This is a genomic window from Mechercharimyces mesophilus, from assembly GCF_059818345.1.
In genome coordinates this window covers 101,053-118,590 of record NZ_JCBAPH010000006.1, presented here as the reverse complement: position 1 = coordinate 118,590, position 17,538 = coordinate 101,053, and the positions used below count along the sequence as shown (strand labels likewise).

Here is a 17,538-nt window from a genome sequence, read left to right as displayed (position 1 = left end):
AGAGACTGCTTATGAATCGGTTTGCCGAGATAACTGAAGTTCGATTGCCACTCCCTTTTCCTCTTAAGACTATTAACGCCTTTTTGATCCAAGGGCAAAATGGCTACACCATTGTGGATGCCGGTCTCCATACGGAGGAGAGTATCGCGATTTGGCAACAAGTCCAAGAAGAGATGGGGTGGACTTGGCGAGATGTGGAGAAAATCGTGCTAACACATTACCACCCGGACCACTACGGACTTGCGGGTTGGATGCAAGAGCAAACGGGCTCTCCTGTTTATCTATCACGAACGGACTATGGGCAGGCAAGAAATTTTGTAGATGCAGGGGGTAGTTTTGCGGAAGGGTTAGTGAAATCCTATACGGAGAATGGATTATCTCAAGAATGGGTAGAAAAAATCCCCAAACACATTGAGGGCTTTCGACCATGGGTTCAACCTCATCCGGAGCCTACATTTATAGAAGCGGGAGAAGCAATCCAACTCGGAGATCGGATGTATGAAATCATTCATACCCCGGGTCATGCCGATGGTCACCTCTGTTTCTTTGATCGCAATCGTCGGTGGTTATTGGCTGGGGATTTCATATTGCCACGAATCACGCCAAATATCAGTATGTGGCCAGGTGGTCATTCCAATCCGCTTAAGCTCTACCTAGAATCTCTGACGAAAATGGAAGACCTTCCTGTGGAGAAAGTGTTCCCTGCACATGGTTATGTCTTCGATCACTATCGTGAGCGGATTCAAGAATTGAAAGAGCATCATCGTGAGCGTCTGGCGAAAATGGTTTCTTCTTTGACTCCATCAGGTTTATCAGGGGTAGAATGTTGCTTCCACTATTTCGGCTCTCGACTATCTATTCATAACCTGCGCTTTGCACTTTCTGAAACATTGGCTCACTTAGAGTATTTACGGCAAGAAGGTACGATTACGCGAGAAATGAGAGAGGGAATTTATATTTATCTTCCTTCCTAATAGTACATACCGCTCTCCACTTACGGGCATTCATTCTCTTTGGAAACGTGGAAAGCGGAGAGCGGTTTCATTTTTACAGAAAGGAGTGAGGGAGATTGACTCTAGATGAACAGCAGAGAGAGAAAGAAAAATCGTTGCGACGGACAGTGCTGGTGACCGGCAGTAGTCGGGGGATTGGAAAGCGCGTCGCCTTTACGTTGGCACATGCTGGTTGGAATGTGGCTGTTCATTATCGTACGAGCAAAGAGGAAGCAGAGCAGTTAGTTTTTGCCTTGCGTGATCGTTTTGGATGCGAAGCAGCTGCTTTTCGCGCAGATATGAATCGAGAAGAAGAAGCGGAGCAATTGGTAGAAGAGGTGGCTGATCATTTTCATCGTTTGGATGCCCTCGTACATGCAGTAGGTCCTTTTGTCCGACAGCGGCGTCATTTTACCGACTATTCTAAAGAAGAGATTGTCCGGCTCATTGACGGAAACCTTACGAGTGCGATGCTCGTCTCACATACCGCTCTTCCTTACATGAGGAAGAACCGTCATGGGCGTATTGTGTTGTTTGGTTTTGCTCGTGCGCAAGAAGCACCCGCATGGCCAGATCGAGCGGCTTATGCTGCGTCCAAATCGGGCTTAGTCTCCTTTGTGAAAAGCTTAGCAGTGGAGGAGGCTCCTCATGGGATTACGGTAAATTTGGTTTGTCCGGGAGATATCGTCGGAGAAAACAAGGAAAAAGAAATCGCTGAGGTTTTATCGATTCGTGACGACGAAGTTCCGCGCGGACGACCAGGTTCAGGGGAAGATGTTGCGCGCGTGGTTCAGTTTTTATGTGAAGAACGTTCCGATTTTGTTACGGGTAATCAAATTAATGTAACAGGGGGACTGGATGTCATTCACCCTGCATCGAAGTTGAATGATTAGGGGAATTGTTTCGTATAAAGAAACGGCAGAAAGTCATGAAAAACCCACGCGTCATACCCCTCTTTTCTAAGGCATAGATTAGAAAGAAAGTGAAGAGGGAGGAGCCACCAATGGAATCGACGGCAAGGTCAGAGAAAATAGAAGGTAAGGAAGAGCCGCGGTTGGCAGAATTAATGGATCATCATTACGACTTGAGTTTGGAGTCGGTAGAAACGATGGGTGGTGTCATCCGATTAGAAACCGATCGTGGGCAGTATGCACTCAAACGAGTCCGGCCACGAGCAGAAGAAAGATGGCTGTTGGTGGAAGCGTTGAGCACCTATTTAGCTGAAGAAAGGTTGTTGTATGTACCGAAGCCCATCCGAACGCGTCGCGGACTTTTGACGATCAATGGTTTTCACTCACGCTACATCCTACTCCCTTGGTTGGAAGCGGAGCCATTCTATATTCGCAGTCGGCGAGATTGGGAGCTAACGGCTCGTTTGCTGGCAGAGATCCATCAAGCATCTCGCTCTTTTCGAGAACTTGCAGAGGTTAGAGATAAGCCGAAGGTAAAGCCCTGGACGCGTGAATGGAGCAGGATGAAAAAGCAAATGCAACTTTACCATACGGCTGCTTCATGGGCACGTCAAAGTCATGCGATGGATCAGTTATGGCTACGACACTCCCCTTATATTGAAGGGATGATCGATGCTGCCATTTCATACCTTGAACGCATCGGAGGAGACAAAGTTTGCTTAGAAACCCTTCACTATGGCGAGGTATGTCATGGAAGTGTTTATATGCGCAATCTAGTGGTGGATACAGAAGGTTATCTTCAGCTCATCGATTGGGATCGTATCGAATTAAATGTACGGAGCCGCGAATTGGCTTCCCTCTTACAATATGCCTACGGAAAAACGAGAAATGCCGAAACCATTCCCGTCATCTTGGCAGCATATCAGGAAGTGTCTCCATTGACGGAGGTGGAGTATGCCCTGATCTATGCTCGCTCCATTCTTCCTGATCGTTCGATCCGTGTTTTAAACCAAATCTACGGTGGACAAACGGTCCCGCTGGAAGAGGCGCAAGCACGTTTTAAAAAGGAAATGGATAAAGAGGAGATTAAGGAGGCGTGGCTACGAACTTATCCCTCTCAGATCCGACATGCCTTCCAGGTGCAGATACCTACATTGGATTGGTTGAGATAAGTGATCTGTATGAAGTAAGTCCACCGATCCAAAATGCCTATCTCTGTGTGGAATCTATTCCTCAAGGTAGGCTTTTTGTTTTGTCCTGTAGAATGACAATAGACGAAGAAATGACAGGGGGGATCATGTGAAGCAAGTTCATTTTTGTTATACGAACCTGGCTAACGGAGCAGAGAGGGTCTATTACAGGTTGCGAAAGCAAACAGGGATTGAAACCCTGGTCTTTCCGTGCTTGGGTAACTGTCACCACTGTGCACGCAACCTGCATGTGATGATCGAAGAGGAACGGATCGAAGCGGGTTCTGGTAAAGAGTTACATAAGAAGATTCGTCTCTTTCTCCTAGATGATGCAGATGGTTAGAAGAGTAAGAGGAAGGATAGGGTCGTGTCGATGATGCCAGCTAGAAAAAGAACAAGGATTAGGAAGTTGAGTTGATCTTTCCTACGTTGTCTTTTATCTTCATCTTTTGGGGCCTCTCTTTCTTCAAATCCGTCTAAAGAGCGAGTGTTTCCAAGGTTAAAGAGTACTCTTCCAATGGAACGATTAAAGTTGGTAAAAAACCCTCCGCGAATAACAAAGGATATTCCCGATATCATAAGTAATGAAAGCCCTACTAAGAAATAGGTGTTAACCATATGAACTTGTTCCTGAGAAATGAAGCGAATCATAAAGGCTTGTATCGTGATTAAGCTAATACTTATCCATAATCGTTTCATAGTCATAAGTGCTCCTTCACAGTAGGGGATTACAAAGGATTATCATGTTTTTATCTGATAACCTTTTCTTATGTGCTGTTTTCTATTATAATATGATCAAGGGTCAGATAAAAAGAGGCAGTTGTAGGGGTCTGGTTTTGTTCTCATTTTCACTGTTACACTTATTTTCTTCAATTTTCGGAAAGAAATAGAGAGAATGCGCGACAAGATATTACCTCTGGACTTATGTTCATGAAACGTTTATGATTGGTTCATACTAATTGCCGATTTGTAACCTTCTTGTTACAATGAATCGTAGACCTTCTAGACCAAATTGCAAGAAAGTTGACTTCATTCTGCGTGTTGCAGAAGATTCTTTTCCAGAGCAGAATTATCTACTTTGGAAAGAGAAATGTTATTTAGTAGGTAGGTGAGTTATCGGCCATTTGGCCATGACTATATACTATACATTACTTAGGGGGTAAGCAGATTGAAAAAACGATTCCGTTTTTCGCTAGTGCTATTGTTAGCAATCAGCATGGTACTAACCGCTTGTACTGATAGTGAAGAAGGCAAAGGTGGAGACGAACAAGTCTTACGTGTTATTGAGGGTCAAGAACCTCCATCTTTGGATAGTGCCATTTCTACGGACTCCGTATCTTTCCATATCTTAAATAACGTGATGGAAGGATTGTACCGGGTCGATGAAAATAATGTACCACAACCAGCAATTGCTGAAAGCCATGAGCTTTCCGAAGATGGGCTAACCTACACCTTTAAGCTTCGTGATGCGAAGTGGAGCGATGGAGAAGCCGTTACTGCTAAAGACTTTGAATATGGTTGGAAGCGTGCGATGGCTCCAGAAACTGCATCGCAGTATGCTTACATCTTCGAACCCATTGCTAAAGCTGCTGACTACACAGCTAGCGAAGCCAAAGCAGATGAAGTTGGTGTGAAAGCCATTGACGATAAAACGTTGGAAGTGAAGTTGAGCAAGCCAACGCCATATTTCTTGAGCATGACCAGCTTCGCACTTTTCTACCCACAGCGTCAAGACATTGTAGAAAAAAATGGTGACAAGTATGCACTTGAACCAACGAATATGGTCTACAATGGTCCGTTCGCATTGACCAAATGGAAACATAACAGCACTTTGACCCTTGAGAAAAATGATAAATATTGGGAAAAAGATGTTGTGAAATTAGATAAAATTGAATTCCAAATTGTAAAAGAGGCGTCAACCAACGTGAGCCTGTATGACACAGATAAAGTAGACATGGCTCCGATCTCCTCTGACTTCGTTGATAAGTACAAGGACAGTGACGAATTCTATCAGTTTGATGAGTTAGCTACCTTCTACTTGCAGTTCAACACGGATAACGAGTTCCTTTCTAATGTAAAAGTGCGTCAAGCGCTAAACATGGCTATTGATCGCACCTCTCTAACCGATGCGATGTTGAAGGATGGATCTCGTCCAGCAACGGCTTATGTACCACCTACCTTGGGTTCAGGAATTGAAGGAAAAGCATTCCGTGACGTATCCGGCGAAGACCTTCTTAGCTTTGATGCAGATAAAGCGAAAAAGCTTCTAGAAGAAGGATTAGATGAGTTGGGTATGGATAAAGCGCCGAAGCTTGAATTGCTTGGCTATGACAGTGAAACAGCTAAAAAAGTTCAAGAGTTTATGCAAGGACAATTGCAAGAAAACCTTGGATTAGAAACAGACATCAAATTTGTACCATTTAAAGAGAAGTTGGACCTAGAAAAGAATGGTGAATTTGAAATCTCCTATGCAGGTTGGGGACCAGACTACGATGATTCTATGACCTTCATGGATTTATTTATCACCGACGGTGGTTACAATAAAACCGGATGGTCTAATAAAGAGTTTGACAAGCTAATCAAGGAAGCAAAAGCAAACACGGATAACGAAAAACGTGCTGAGCAATTGGTGAAAGCAGAAAAACTCTTGCTTGAAGAAGCACCAATTTCCCCGCTGTTCTGGTCGACAGAAGCTTTCCTTATTAATCCATCTGTTAAGGATGCTGTCTTCCATGGTGTAGGTGCTCCGTGGGATTATAAGCACGCTTACATCGACGCTAAATAATATTCCTCTTGTCTAAGTTCACATGTAGTCTTAGTATTGGTATGGAAGGTATATATCCTGCAGGATATATACCTTCTGCATGTATAAAACCTTTTTGAAAAATTTTCTTTGATTGAAAGGAGTGTGAAAGGGCATATGCTTCGTTTTACTCTAAAAAGATTTTTATATATGATTGTTACCCTGTGGGTGATTGCAACATTTACCTTTTTTATGGTACAAGGCCTACCTGGATCTCCTCTAACAAAAGAAGATAAATTGCCACCAAAATTGAAAGAGCAAATATTGGAAGAATACGGATTGAATGATCCTCTCCCGGTCCAATATGCGAACTTCTTGGGTCGATTGTTACAAGGGGATTTGGGGAAATCTTATACGTACGATAACCGAGACATTACTGCTATGATAGCTGATGCTTTTCCAGCTTCCTTGCAAATCGGACTACAGGGCATTTTGCTTGGACTCATTATTGGAATTCCTTTAGGGGTGGTTGCTGCCATACGGAGAGGTTCGCCCGTGGATTCTTTCGCAACCATTATTGCGATATTGGGTGTTTCTGTTCCAAGCTTCGTCTTTGCAGCTCTGCTATCTTACTACGTAGGGGTTAAGTGGGGAATACTGCCGGTTGCTCGTTGGGAAGGGTTTGAGTATTCGATTCTGCCTTCCATCGCGCTTTCCGTTCTCGTAATTGCCCAGATGGCACGTTATATTCGTACGGAGATGTTAGAGGTATTAAGTCAAGATTATATGAAGACAGCGAAAGCAAAAGGACTTAGTCGTGCAAAGGTAGTTTTGGTTCATGGACTACGTAATGCATTGATCCCTGCTATTACGATTATGGGGCCACTTATTGTAGCCATTATTACGGGTTCCCTTACCGTGGAAAAAGTGTTTGCGATTCCTGGAATGGGTTGGATGTTTGTTGATTCCATCGTACAAAATGACTACACGATGATTATGGGTGTGACCATCTTTTTCAGTGCTTTATTGGTTATAAGTATATTTGTTGTAGACTTGTTATATGGCGTTGTTGATCCGCGGATCCGAATTTCAGGAGCAAAGGAGTGAGAATGAATGGATAGGCAAACAATTCCAGCTGAGATGTTTCAGCCCGTCGAACGAAGTAACACCATAGAAAAAGAGGGAATGACAAAAAAGAGCATCACATTTTGGGCGGATGTACGGAGGCGCTTCTTTGCACACAAAGGGGCGGTTATCGGAGCTATCCTCCTCATTATTATTGGCCTGATGTCTATTCTTGCTCCAGTAATGAGTGAATACAGTATTTCGCAACAGGATATTACCATCACAAACCAAGAAATAAGTGGCGAGCATTGGTTTGGGACAGACTACCTTGGTCGGGATTTATGGGTGCGTACCTGGAATGGAGCTAGTATATCTCTATTGATTGCCCTCATTGCTGCTACAATTGATCTACTCGTAGGCGTTAGTTATGGTGGGGTGTCCGCTTACTTTGGCGGTAAGGTAGATGACATTATGCAACGTATCCTTGAAGTTCTTATTGGGATTCCTAACTTAGTCATTATTATCCTGTTGTTGATTGTGTTGGAGCCGGGGATTATGGCGATATCGATCGCAATTGCTTTAACAGGCTGGATTGCGATGGCGCGTATTGTACGCGGACAAATCCTCCAAATTAAATCTCAGGAATTTGTTATGGCAGCGCGAACATTAGGAGCAAGCCACAATCGAATTATTAATAAACACATGATACCCAATGTTATGGGCCCGATTATTATTACGTTGATGTTCTCGGTTCCAAGTGCAATCTTCTTTGAGGCATTCCTTGGCTTTATTGGACTAGGTTTAAAACCGCCACTAGCTAGTTTAGGAGTATTAATTAATGACGGGTATTCTAACTTGCAAATATTCCCGATGCAACTCTTTATCCCATCAGTTATCTTGGCATTGATCATGTTGTGCTTCAACCTTGTGGGTGATGGCTTGCGTGACGCCTTAGATCCGAAATTACGGCAATAGGAGGGGAAGTAAAAGTGGATAATCTATTAGAAGTAAAAGACCTACACGTTTCCTTCGATACCTATGCCGGTGAGGTACAGGCGGTACGTGGGGTTAACTTTCGTGTGAAAAAAGGAGAAACACTTGCCATTGTAGGAGAATCTGGATCAGGGAAATCTGTGACTTCGCAAAGTATTATGCGTCTTATTCCACAACCTCCAGGCAGATTTAAAGAGGGAGAAGTTCTCTTTGAAGGCAAAGACTTAACCAAGGTGAGCGATAAAGAAATGGAAGGCATTCGTGGCTCGGAAATCGCGATGATCTTCCAAGATCCGATGACCTCTCTTAACCCGACCATGCGGGTAGGAACGCAAATTGTAGAGGGTCTCCGTAAACACCAAAAAATGAACAAAGCGGAAGCGAAGCAACGTGCGCTTGAGATGCTACGGATGGTAGGAATCCCAAGTCCGGAATCGCGTATTGAGCAATATCCGCACCAATATAGTGGGGGAATGAGACAACGGGCGATGATCGCGATTGCCTTGGCGTGTGCTCCGAAGCTATTGATTGCGGACGAACCGACGACTGCGCTTGATGTAACGATTCAAGCGCAAATATTGGATTTGATGAAAGACCTGCAAGAGCGTCTAGAAACGTCGATCATTTTGATCACGCATGATTTAGGAGTTGTTGCAGAGGTTGCTGATCGCGTAGCGGTGATGTACGCAGGCAAAGTGATTGAAACCGGAACGGTAGAGGAAATCTTTAAAAACCCCAAACATCCTTATACATGGGGCTTGATGGCGTCTATGCCACGTCTAGATCAAGACAAGAACGAAGACCTTGTTCCAATTGAAGGGGCACCTCCAAACTTACTTCATCCACCAACAGGGTGTCCATTTGCGGCACGTTGTCAACACGCTATGAAAATTTGTGAGGAAGAAATGCCCGACTATACGGAGCCAGGTGGATCGCAAAAAGTGGCTTGCTGGTTGGAACACCCTATGGCACCGAAAGTGACACCACCTGAAGTTGTCGCTGGGAAGGAGGGCCAATAATGTCGGATAAAAAAATATTAGAAGTAAGCGGTCTGCAGAAACACTTTCATATGGGTCGTGGAAAAGTGGTTAAAGCTGTAGATGGTGTATCTTTTGAAATCGAAAAAGGGGAGACCTTTGGTTTAGTGGGCGAGTCCGGTTGTGGTAAGTCTACCGTAGGCCGCACCCTCATTCGGTTATATAATCGCTCTGGTGGAGAAGTGAAGTTTAAAGGGAAAGATGTGCACAAGCTGAAAGGGAAGGAACTACGGAAGTTTAATCGCGGTATGCAAATGATCTTCCAAGATCCATATGCTTCCTTAAACCCAAGAATGACCGTTTTGGATATTATTGCAGAGGGCATTGATATCCATGGCTTGGCTAAAGGCGCGGAACGGAAGAAGAGAGTAGTTGAACTTCTGGAGACCGTTGGTCTCAATGGTGAACACGCGAATCGCTTTCCCCACGAATTTAGTGGAGGTCAACGCCAACGTATCGGTATTGCGAGAGCCTTGGCTGTAGAGCCAGAATTTATTATTGCGGACGAGCCTATTTCGGCTCTCGACGTGTCGATTCAAGCTCAAGTAGTTAACTTAATGAAGAAGTTGCAAAAAGAACAGGGACTCACGTTCCTCTTTATCGCCCATGACCTTTCCATGGTGAAATATATTAGCGATCGTATCGGGGTTATGTACTTGGGAAACCTGGTGGAGCTAGCAGATAGTGATGAGCTTTATGAGCATACGCTTCATCCTTACTCACAAGCACTGCTGTCCGCTGTTCCTACGGCTGATCCAAGCATAGAGCAGAAGAGAGAACGCATCATTCTTGAGGGAGATGTACCCAGCCCGATTGATCCACCGAGTGGCTGTCGTTTTCGCACACGTTGCCCGCATGCGATGGATATCTGTGCCAAGGAAGTGCCGGAGTGGCTCGAAGCACGTCCGAAGCATTGGGTAGCTTGTCACCTTTACCAAGAGGAATCCATGAAAAAAGAAGGAAAAGAAGTTTGGAAGGTTCCTCAGTAAAACTATATTTGTGATGTTTCCCACTGGATAAGAGAAGGATGATGAGATAAGACCCGCTTTGTACTTGATAGTAGGGTTTTATCTCATTTCCTTTTTATTCATATGATTGAATTGATGCTTTTATATTTAGGGGAGATTCGGTATAATAAAAGTGTTGAGAATATGTGAATGGAGGCTACCATTACATAATTTTAAATATTGTAAAAAAAGTAAAAAGAAAGCGCTTCAATTTCACAAAGGGGGAGATGAAGGATGCGTATATTTAGTAGACAAGCATTGCTACTCATCTTAATCATGGCCATGATCACTGCTTGTAGCAGTATGGGTGCGGGTCAGGAAAAAGGAGAAAAGACCCTGCAAGGAGAGCAAAAGCTCACCATGACAACTACGCAGGATATTACGACGTTAGATGTATCCTTAGCTACCGATGCTTCTTCATTTAATGCGTTGGATAACACCATGGAAGGACTTATGCGCATTAAGGATGGCAAAAGAGTAAACGCTTTAGCAGAGAATGTAGAAATAAGCGATGACAAGAAATCCTATACGTTTCATTTGCGAGAGGCAAATTGGAACGATGGAGAACCCATTACAGCAGAAGATTTTGAATATTCTTGGGAACGCACACTTGATCCAGAAACAGGAGGACAGTACTCTTATATCTTTGATTCCATTGTTGGAGCAAAAAAATATCGTTTAGGGGAAGGCAACAAAGAAGAGCTTGGAATAACGGCAGTAGACGAGAAAACATTGGAAGTGAAATTGACAGATCCTATCCCGTATTTTCTTGACTTGTTGGCATTTCCATCATTTTATCCGCAACGGCAAGATATTGTAGAAAAGTATGGAGAAGAGTATGGCAGTGCAGCAGACAAATTTGTTTTTAACGGTCCCTTTGTCCTATCAGAGTGGAAAAAGAATCAAAAATACGTAATGGCAAGAAGTGAAACGTACTGGGATCGTAACCAAGTGGCGTTGGAACAAGCAACGGTTAATATTGTGAAGAAAACAGTGGAGGGTGTGAAGGCATACACTTCGGACAAAACAGATATTACCACGCTGGATCAATCTTTCACAAAAGCCTTCAATCAGACCGATGAGTATACTCCTGTAACCAAAGCATCGACATCGTACCTTACTTTTAATACGAAAAATAAGTACTTAGCCAACGAGAATATTCGGCAAGCACTTAGTATGGCAATCGATCGTGAGACGATGACAGAAGATATATTGAAAAATGGTTCACAGCCAGCAGGTAGTCTGGTGCCACCTTCGGTAAAAGCGCTTGGTGAAACATTCCGTGACTATCCATTACAAACATTTGATCCGGAAGAGGCAAATAAGAGGTTGCAAGTAGGATTGAAGGAGCTAGGGATAGCAGAAATCCCTGCGAAGGATTTGGAGTTAATCGTTTCAGATGATGATACTTCTCGTAAAGAAGCACAGTTTTTACAAAGTCAATGGTCAAAGTATCTAGGAATAGAAGTAAAGACAGTGGCAACGCCGTCACAAGAACGCTATGACAGAGAAAAGGCTGGGACATTTGATATATCGAAAGCGGGTTGGATTGGGGATTATAATGATCCAATGACTTTCCTCGAACTCTTTCAAAGTGGAAATGACTTAAATCAAGGTTCTTGGCAAAATGAAAAATACGATCAGCTAGTAGAGAACGCAAAGGTTATGACCGATTATGACCAGCGAACCAAAGATCTACGTCAAGCTGAGGAAATTTTATTAGCTGAAGCGGGAATCGCTACGCTTGTCTATGATAACGATGTTTATGTCGAGAAGAGCTATGTAAAAGATGTTTATAGAAGTGCGTTTGGCTCTGATTTCTCACTGAAGTGGGCCTATATTGACCGTAGTGGTGAGAAAGAATAGAGGATGTACGTCCCGTTTTAGAATTACGACAGAGGAGAGCGGAGAGTGTTCTCCTGTATATCGCTATTAAAAAAGCCGTCTTGGATGATTCCAAGACGGCTTTTGGCTTCGTTACAATACCTGTTCCACTTCTTTTACGCCGGGTACCTCTTCCACGAGTGCTCGTTCAATCCCTGCTTTTAACGTGATGGTGGAGCTAGGGCAACTGCCACAAGCACCAAGAAGACGGACACGCACAATACCATCTTCTACTTCTACTAATTCGACGTCGCCTCCATCTTGTTGAATAAAGGGACGTAATTTATCCAAAACAACTTCCACTTGTTCTTCCATCTCGCGACACTCCTTTCTTCCTCATTATAATAGCTTGAGTTGAAAAAATCCATGAGCAGATGTGTCGCTAACTGTGTGCGAGATGGATTTCCAAGAGGTGATTGAAAGTGGTAAGATAGCAGTAGTAGGGTATTATACCGACAAAACCGATATGTTTTAATACATTAAGGTGAACAAAGGACTCCAATGGTGGTATAGTGGAGCAAAGAAGCTTTTTTTGCATGAGCATGGATTGAATTTAGGGGAAGCAGGGAAAGGAGGAAGTTGGTCCGATTGGTTGACCAACTACAATGAGCGCATGAAGCATGTATATCAGAACATCAAGGATCTTATCGGAAAGACACCCATTGTGCGTATAAACCATTTCGATCTGCCAGAAGGAGTGCAATTGTTTGCCAAGCTAGAGTACTTCAACCCTGGTGGAAGCGTAAAGGATCGTTTGGGTCTAGCGTTGATTGAAGCAGGAGAGCGTTCTGGTGAATTGAAACCAGGTGGGACAATCATCGAGCCGACGGCTGGTAATACCGGCATTGGCCTAGCGTTGGCTGCTGTTAACACGGGATACCGTGTCGTGTTTGTGGTCCCAGAGAAGTTTTCTCAAGAGAAACAAACCCTTATGCGAGCCTTGGGGGCCGAAGTGATCAACACACCGACCAAAGAGGGAATGAAAGGAGCCATTGCCAAGGCGAAAGAATTGGCAGAGGCGCAAGCAGACGCCTATCTACCTTTGCAGTTTGCTAATCCGGCTAATCCCGAAGCTCACTACCGGACAACCGGCCCGGAAATTTGGGAACAAATGGATGGTCAGGTGAATGTATTTGTGGCTGGAGCAGGGTCAGGTGGAACATTTATGGGAGTCGCTCGCTATCTGAAAGAGAAAAACCCGCAGGTGAAGACGGTGATTGTGGAACCAGAAGGTGGTTATTTGAGTGAAAACCCGGGGGCTGCTCACGATACAGAGGGAATTGGGATGGAGTTTTTACCTGGGTATATGGATGAAGGCTACTTTGATACCGTGCATATTGTTTCGGATGAAGCTGCTTTTCGCCACATGAAATCCTTATCTCAGCGAGAAGGGCTGCTGGTTGCGAGTTCGTCGGGGGCTGTTTTTGAAGCTGCATTAAAGGAAGCTGAGCAGGCGCCTCCTGGAACGAATATCGTTGTCATATTTCCGGATAGTAGTGAACGTTATTTAAGTCAAGGGGTATATGAGGAAAGGAGAGGAAAGTAAATGCGTCTAGATACAAAAATGATTCATGGTGGCGTGTTTGGTGATGAGCATACAGGGGCAGTTAGTGTCCCGATCTATCAAGTATCTACTTACAAGCAACATGGTGTAGGAGAGCTGGTTTCTGGTTATGAATACTCTCGTTCAGGCAATCCGACAAGAGCGGCCTTGGAAGCGCTTATTGCTGATTTAGAAAATGGCGAGCGCGGATTTGCCTTTGCTTCCGGCATGGCTGCCATTTCAACCATTCTTTCTTTATTGAGCAAGGGAGACCATGTTATTGTCGGGGATGATGTCTATGGCGGAACTTACCGCGTACTCCATCATGTTTTTACCCGTTTTGGCATTGAGATGAGCCTCGTCGATACCAGTAAGATAGCGGATGTGTCTCAGGCTGTTCAAAGCAATACGCGTGCGGTTTTCCTCGAAACCCCCACCAACCCGCTGTTAAAAGTGTCCGATATCGAAGCGATTGCAGGCATTTGCCAAGAGAAAGAGTTACTCTTGATTGTGGACAATACATTTATGACTCCTTATTGGCAAAATCCCCTCGACTTGGGTGCGGATATTGTGGTTCATAGTGCAACCAAATATTTAGGCGGACATAGTGATGTGGTTGCCGGATTGGTGGCTGTGAAAAACGAAGAGCTGGGAGAAAAGCTGTTCTTTGTACAAAACTCCATTGGCGGTGTGCTAGGACCACAAGACTCATGGCTGTTGATGCGTGGAATCAAAACGCTTGGTTTACGAATGAAGCAACATGAGGCAAATGCACGTAAATTGGCTGAGTGGTTGGAGTCCCGTTCTGATATTGGGAACGTCTATTATCCAGGCTTAAAGAGTCATCCAGGACATGAATTGGCGGCTAAGCAGGCGCGTGGCTTTGGCGGGATGATTTCCTTTGATGTCGGAAACGGTGAGCGTGCAGAGCAGTTATTAAAAGATGTTCGCTACTTTACTTTGGCAGAGAGCCTAGGTGCAGTGGAGAGTTTGATTTCCATCCCCAGCCGAATGACCCATGCCTCTATACCAGCTGATCGTCGGTTGGAGTTAGGAATTACAGATGGGCTTGTACGTATTTCGGTGGGAGTAGAAGATTTGGAAGATCTGCAAGAAGATCTACGCCAAGCATTGGAGAAATAAATCGAGAGAATGGTGAAGAGAAAGGGGGTAATCTCATTGAAATTAACCCAGGATGTGGAGCTATGGGTTTATGGAATGGATGAGCCATGTGCTAGCTGTATTCACTCTCCCTCTTCACGTGAAACGGCCTCTTGGCTAACCGCGGTGCTTCATCGAAAGTATGGAGAAAAAGTGCAGGTTCGTTATGTGGATCTTCATGATCCGCAAGGGGAAGAACAGAGGACTTTTGCTAAGCGGGTGGTGGAGGAAGATCTTTGGTATCCGGTAGTAGTGATTGCAGGAGAGATTGTAGGTGAAGGCAATACGAGGTTGCCCCCCATCTATAAGAAGCTGGAATCGCTCGGATTGGTGCCCGTAAGTAAATAAGAGTTGAAATCGGCTCACGCTTTTTGGTTATAATAGAGCAATCTTGGGTATGTAGATGGAGTGAAGGAACGTGCGTCCTCTTGTCGAATTTTGTGTGAACAACTTAACCCCAGCCATGTTGAAACTAAAAGACGAATTGGAGCAAGATCCAGAAATCGATGTAGTGGAATATGGTTGTTTGGGCCATTGTGGAGTGTGTGCGGAGCAGTGCTTTGCTTTTGTCGAAGGCAAGCCTGTGGAGGCGGATTCGCCTGCGGAACTCCGAGAGAAAATAATGAAGGAAATAGAAGAGGATGACGATCCCTACGATATTGATATTGACCTGGATCGTTTGCTATAGAGAGGAAGGCAAGAGGCAGGAGAGAGGAATGAGAGAAGCGATCTTATTCTGATATACCCTCTTGCCTTTTCCTCTCACTATGTTATTTTTATCTCACCCATGCGCCATTTTTTTGCACGAGCTCGCCGTCTAGATAAATCTCTCCCCCGGGGCGAAGGTCTTTTACCATGTCCCAGTGTATAGCAGATTGATTGGTTCCACCACATTCTTTATATGCGGCTCCAATGGCCAAGTGGATGGTCCCGCCAATTTTCTCGTCAAAGAGGATACTTTTACTCTGTTTGGTGATGCCGTGGTTGCAACCGATTCCCAATTCACCTAGATAGCGTGCACCTTCATCGGTGTTTAAAACTTCGCTTAGGTAATCGGCTCCTTTATCAGCATGTGCTTCAATTACTTTTCCTTCTTTGAAGGTGAGGCGTACACCAGTTACTTCACGCCCATTTAATACAACGGGCCAATCATAGGTGATGGTACCTTCAGTGCGGTTTTCGAGTGGGGCATAAAAAAACTCACCACTAGGGATGTTATTCTTGCCTGTGTCTAGCACGGCCTGACGACCTTCAATGCTAAGAGTGAGATCCGTGCCACTAGCCACAATTCGTACCTCACGAGCTTGATCAAAGCGATGGGCTGCTGTTTGCATAGTAGAAATCATCTCATTCCAATCGATATCGATCGCAGAATAGAAAAACTCTTCATACTCTGCAATGCTCATATCGGCATCTTGGGCGAGAGCGGGTGTGGGGAATGCCGTCTTTACCCATTTCGCCTGTCCATCCATATAACGTTCTGTAAGAGATTTTGCTGTTTGACGTTGTCGTTGTATTCTTTTTGGATCGATGGAGATGAGTTCGCGGCTGTTGGCGGGGGCCACCACGCCAATCATGCCATCAGCTGTCTCCCAAGCGTAGCGAAGAATGTCTGGAATTTGCTCAAGCTGCTGATCACTTGCCTCTTCAAAAAATATGCGACGCAAACTTTCTGATTCATAGAGAACAATAGGAAAGCCTCCGCGCCGTACGATCTGGCGACAGGTAGCTTGTATGAGTGGTTCCGCTAATGGAGGAGCGGGAATAAGGATTTGTTCACCTGCTTGTACATCAAGAGAGTGTTCAACGAGAACTTTAGCGATGTTTTCAATACGTGGGTCTGCGATTCGAATTCATTCCTTCCTTGAGATATAGGATTTGTGAAACTTTCTGTCTCTACTATACAGAAAGAGAGAAAAATAAAAAATGTTTCCCCGTGGATCTGTTTACTTATAATTGAATTTTATATAAAATACTGTGTATAATACATCTCATAGGGGATTTTTCATCTCTAAAAAGGGGTAAAGGATTAGAAGTTCATCTTTTCGATAGATCGTATAGAGAACCTGTTGTATTTGCGATGCGATAAGGGGGAGTTTGGGTGATTGAAAGAGAGGCATTGGAACGATTGATTGAAGAAGTTCGAAATCAAATGGAAGAAGCGAGTGAAAAATGGGGCTTTCATCACCCGGTTGTCTACCAACTAAGTTGTCGTTTGGATGAGTTGCACAATCAACTTTTACGTTTGGAACACGAACAGGGCTACCTGATTAGACGATATAATTCGAAAATTCGCGAGGGATACATGGCGATATATGGTTGAGAAGAGGTTATTCATCCGGTTGTCTCTTGCTCGGCTTCCTTGTATACTTTAATTAGACGTAGTGTCCATTGTTACTGTGTTGATATTTAGTTTGGAGGGAATCTTTATGATTACCTTGAGTAAGCAAGCTGTTTATAAGGTTAAAGAAATGTTGGAGCAAGAAAAGGAAGAGGAAGCAGTTGAGCAAACGTACTTGCGTGTCGGTGTGACAGCGGGTGGTTGCAGTGGCTTTTCCTATGGAATGGGTTTCGATGCAGAGAAGACAGAGAAAGATGAATTCCTCGAAGTAGAAGGCATTCCTATCTTAGTGGATAAGACCAGTTTGGATTTGATACGCGGTCTGGAGATCGACTACAAGGAGTCGATGATGGGGGGCGGATTTACCATTCATAATCCGAATGCGACTGTTACCTGTGGCTGTGGCTCTTCCTTCCGTACGGCTACGGCTGCTGGGAAACCTGGCGACTGCTAACGCTATTGCTTATTGCCAATGAGCGGCGGAGGAGAGCATGAGAGCATGATCCGTTAAGTATTGCTGCAACACAACTAATAAATATCTTCTTATAAATAGATCGTTAAGATCAAAAAAAAGAGCCTACACAGGCTCTTTTTTTTGATTTTGACCCTTGGAGACTGAAAAAAATGAATGAGGATTCACTCTGAGGACGAATAGGTCTCTTCGCTTAAAA

Annotated in this window: 19 protein-coding genes; 16 read left to right on the top strand and 3 right to left on the bottom strand. The window is 44.3% G+C overall.

The genetic code is table 11. The features are described 5' to 3' along the window. The first annotated feature begins 11 nt into the window (after positions 1–11). The 4 genes from AC6RGY_RS14485 to AC6RGY_RS14470 all read left to right on the top strand — a co-directional run bounded on the left by AC6RGY_RS14485 (position 12) and on the right by AC6RGY_RS14470 (position 3,436). On the top strand, positions 12–974 hold the full coding sequence (locus tag AC6RGY_RS14485; protein ID WP_499864131.1) for an MBL fold metallo-hydrolase: 963 nt from the start codon (positions 12–14) through the stop codon (positions 972–974). A gap of 95 nt (positions 975–1,069) precedes the next feature. Beyond that, complete coding sequence (locus AC6RGY_RS14480) at positions 1,070–1,885, top strand: SDR family oxidoreductase (RefSeq protein WP_499864129.1); 816 nt, start codon at positions 1,070–1,072, stop codon at positions 1,883–1,885. Positions 1,886–1,995: 110 nt separating this feature from the next. After that, positions 1,996–3,075, top strand: coding sequence for a YutH/CotS family kinase-like spore coat protein (locus AC6RGY_RS14475; RefSeq protein WP_499864127.1), 1,080 nt, complete (start codon positions 1,996–1,998; stop codon positions 3,073–3,075). Positions 3,076–3,202: 127 nt separating this feature from the next. Then, on the top strand, positions 3,203–3,436 hold the full coding sequence (locus AC6RGY_RS14470) for a DUF1450 domain-containing protein (RefSeq protein ID WP_499864125.1): 234 nt from the start codon (positions 3,203–3,205) through the stop codon (positions 3,434–3,436). Here the strand turns inward: AC6RGY_RS14470 and AC6RGY_RS14465 are convergent. Further along, on the bottom strand, positions 3,433–3,792 hold the full coding sequence (locus tag AC6RGY_RS14465; RefSeq protein ID WP_499864123.1) for a DUF3899 domain-containing protein: 360 nt from the start codon (positions 3,790–3,792) through the stop codon (positions 3,433–3,435). The two genes, AC6RGY_RS14470 and AC6RGY_RS14465, sit on opposite strands and share 4 nt — an antisense overlap. A 469-nt stretch (positions 3,793–4,261) precedes the next feature. Between AC6RGY_RS14465 and AC6RGY_RS14460 the strand changes: the two genes are divergently transcribed. The 6 genes from AC6RGY_RS14460 (at position 4,262) to AC6RGY_RS14435 (ending at position 11,804) form a co-directional block, all read left to right on the top strand. Then, the gene (locus tag AC6RGY_RS14460; protein ID WP_499864120.1) at positions 4,262–5,878 is read left to right on the top strand and encodes a peptide ABC transporter substrate-binding protein; all 1,617 of its coding nucleotides are present in this window, start codon (positions 4,262–4,264) and stop codon (positions 5,876–5,878) included. Positions 5,879–6,013: 135 nt separating this feature from the next. Beyond that, positions 6,014–6,943, top strand: coding sequence for an ABC transporter permease (locus AC6RGY_RS14455; RefSeq protein ID WP_499864118.1), 930 nt, complete (start codon positions 6,014–6,016; stop codon positions 6,941–6,943). A 6-nt stretch (positions 6,944–6,949) separates the two neighbouring features. Further along, a complete protein-coding gene (locus AC6RGY_RS14450) occupies positions 6,950–7,876 on the top strand; it encodes an ABC transporter permease (RefSeq protein WP_499864116.1) in 927 nt (308 codons plus the stop codon). A 14-nt stretch (positions 7,877–7,890) separates the two neighbouring features. Next, positions 7,891–8,913 carry an ABC transporter ATP-binding protein gene (locus AC6RGY_RS14445; RefSeq protein ID WP_499864113.1) on the top strand — a complete coding sequence of 341 codons (1,023 nt, stop codon included), beginning with the start codon at positions 7,891–7,893 and terminating at the stop codon, positions 8,911–8,913. Next, a complete protein-coding gene (locus AC6RGY_RS14440) occupies positions 8,913–9,920 on the top strand; it encodes an ABC transporter ATP-binding protein (protein WP_499864111.1) in 1,008 nt (335 codons plus the stop codon). Before AC6RGY_RS14445 ends, AC6RGY_RS14440 begins: the two co-directional genes overlap by 1 nt. Before the next feature lie 252 nt (positions 9,921–10,172). Beyond that, positions 10,173–11,804, top strand: coding sequence for a peptide ABC transporter substrate-binding protein (locus tag AC6RGY_RS14435; protein ID WP_499864109.1), 1,632 nt, complete (start codon positions 10,173–10,175; stop codon positions 11,802–11,804). A gap of 111 nt (positions 11,805–11,915) precedes the next feature. Here the strand turns inward: AC6RGY_RS14435 and AC6RGY_RS14430 are convergent, their stop codons facing one another. Further along, positions 11,916–12,137, bottom strand: coding sequence for a NifU family protein (locus AC6RGY_RS14430; protein WP_499864107.1), 222 nt, complete (start codon positions 12,135–12,137; stop codon positions 11,916–11,918). A gap of 298 nt (positions 12,138–12,435) precedes the next feature. Here AC6RGY_RS14430 and AC6RGY_RS14425 point away from each other — a divergent pair, with 298 nt between their 5' ends. The 4 genes from AC6RGY_RS14425 (at position 12,436) to AC6RGY_RS14410 (ending at position 15,214) form a co-directional block, all read left to right on the top strand. Then, entirely contained in the window at positions 12,436–13,368 is a 933-nt protein-coding gene (locus AC6RGY_RS14425; protein WP_499864323.1) for a PLP-dependent cysteine synthase family protein, read from the top strand. Further along, positions 13,369–14,508 carry a bifunctional cystathionine gamma-lyase/homocysteine desulfhydrase gene (locus tag AC6RGY_RS14420; protein WP_499864106.1) on the top strand — a complete coding sequence of 380 codons (1,140 nt, stop codon included), beginning with the start codon at positions 13,369–13,371 and terminating at the stop codon, positions 14,506–14,508. Between the two features lie 36 nt (positions 14,509–14,544). Next, on the top strand, positions 14,545–14,874 hold the full coding sequence (locus AC6RGY_RS14415) for a DUF1462 family protein (RefSeq protein ID WP_499864104.1): 330 nt from the start codon (positions 14,545–14,547) through the stop codon (positions 14,872–14,874). A 70-nt stretch (positions 14,875–14,944) separates the two neighbouring features. Then, positions 14,945–15,214: a DUF1450 domain-containing protein gene (locus tag AC6RGY_RS14410; protein ID WP_499864102.1), complete on the top strand. Its 270-nt coding sequence runs from the start codon at positions 14,945–14,947 to the stop codon at positions 15,212–15,214. Positions 15,215–15,302: 88 nt separating this feature from the next. Here the strand turns inward: AC6RGY_RS14410 and AC6RGY_RS14405 are convergent, their stop codons facing one another. Further along, entirely contained in the window at positions 15,303–16,358 is a 1,056-nt protein-coding gene (locus AC6RGY_RS14405; RefSeq protein ID WP_499864321.1) for an aminopeptidase, read from the bottom strand. A gap of 269 nt (positions 16,359–16,627) precedes the next feature. Here AC6RGY_RS14405 and AC6RGY_RS14400 point away from each other — a divergent pair, with 269 nt between their 5' ends. Together AC6RGY_RS14400 and AC6RGY_RS14395 are read left to right on the top strand one after the other, a co-directional pair. Next, positions 16,628–16,849, top strand: a complete 222-nt coding sequence (locus AC6RGY_RS14400) for a Spo0E family sporulation regulatory protein-aspartic acid phosphatase (RefSeq protein ID WP_499864101.1) — start codon at positions 16,628–16,630, stop codon at positions 16,847–16,849. Positions 16,850–16,955: 106 nt separating this feature from the next. Next, a complete protein-coding gene (locus tag AC6RGY_RS14395) occupies positions 16,956–17,321 on the top strand; it encodes a HesB/IscA family protein (protein WP_499864098.1) in 366 nt (121 codons plus the stop codon). Positions 17,322–17,538 lie beyond the last annotated feature (217 nt).

Bases quoted from the DNA above. Each gene is read 5' to 3' on its own strand.
- AC6RGY_RS14485 (WP_499864131.1), top strand. From the start codon at position 12: ATGAATCGGTTTGCCGAGATAACTGAAGTTCGATTGCCACTCCCTTTT.
- AC6RGY_RS14475 (WP_499864127.1), top strand. From the start codon at position 1,996: ATGGAATCGACGGCAAGGTCAGAGAAAATAGAAGGTAAGGAAGAGCCG.
- AC6RGY_RS14465 (WP_499864123.1), bottom strand. From the start codon at position 3,792: ATGAAACGATTATGGATAAGTATTAGCTTAATCACGATACAAGCCTTT.
- AC6RGY_RS14455 (WP_499864118.1), top strand. From the start codon at position 6,014: ATGCTTCGTTTTACTCTAAAAAGATTTTTATATATGATTGTTACCCTG.
- AC6RGY_RS14450 (WP_499864116.1), top strand. From the start codon at position 6,950: ATGGATAGGCAAACAATTCCAGCTGAGATGTTTCAGCCCGTCGAACGA.
- AC6RGY_RS14440 (WP_499864111.1), top strand. From the start codon at position 8,913: ATGTCGGATAAAAAAATATTAGAAGTAAGCGGTCTGCAGAAACACTTT.
- AC6RGY_RS14435 (WP_499864109.1), top strand. From the start codon at position 10,173: ATGCGTATATTTAGTAGACAAGCATTGCTACTCATCTTAATCATGGCC.
- AC6RGY_RS14430 (WP_499864107.1), bottom strand. From the start codon at position 12,137: ATGGAAGAACAAGTGGAAGTTGTTTTGGATAAATTACGTCCCTTTATT.
- AC6RGY_RS14425 (WP_499864323.1), top strand. From the start codon at position 12,436: ATGAAGCATGTATATCAGAACATCAAGGATCTTATCGGAAAGACACCC.
- AC6RGY_RS14420 (WP_499864106.1), top strand. From the start codon at position 13,369: ATGCGTCTAGATACAAAAATGATTCATGGTGGCGTGTTTGGTGATGAG.
- AC6RGY_RS14395 (WP_499864098.1), top strand. From the start codon at position 16,956: ATGATTACCTTGAGTAAGCAAGCTGTTTATAAGGTTAAAGAAATGTTG.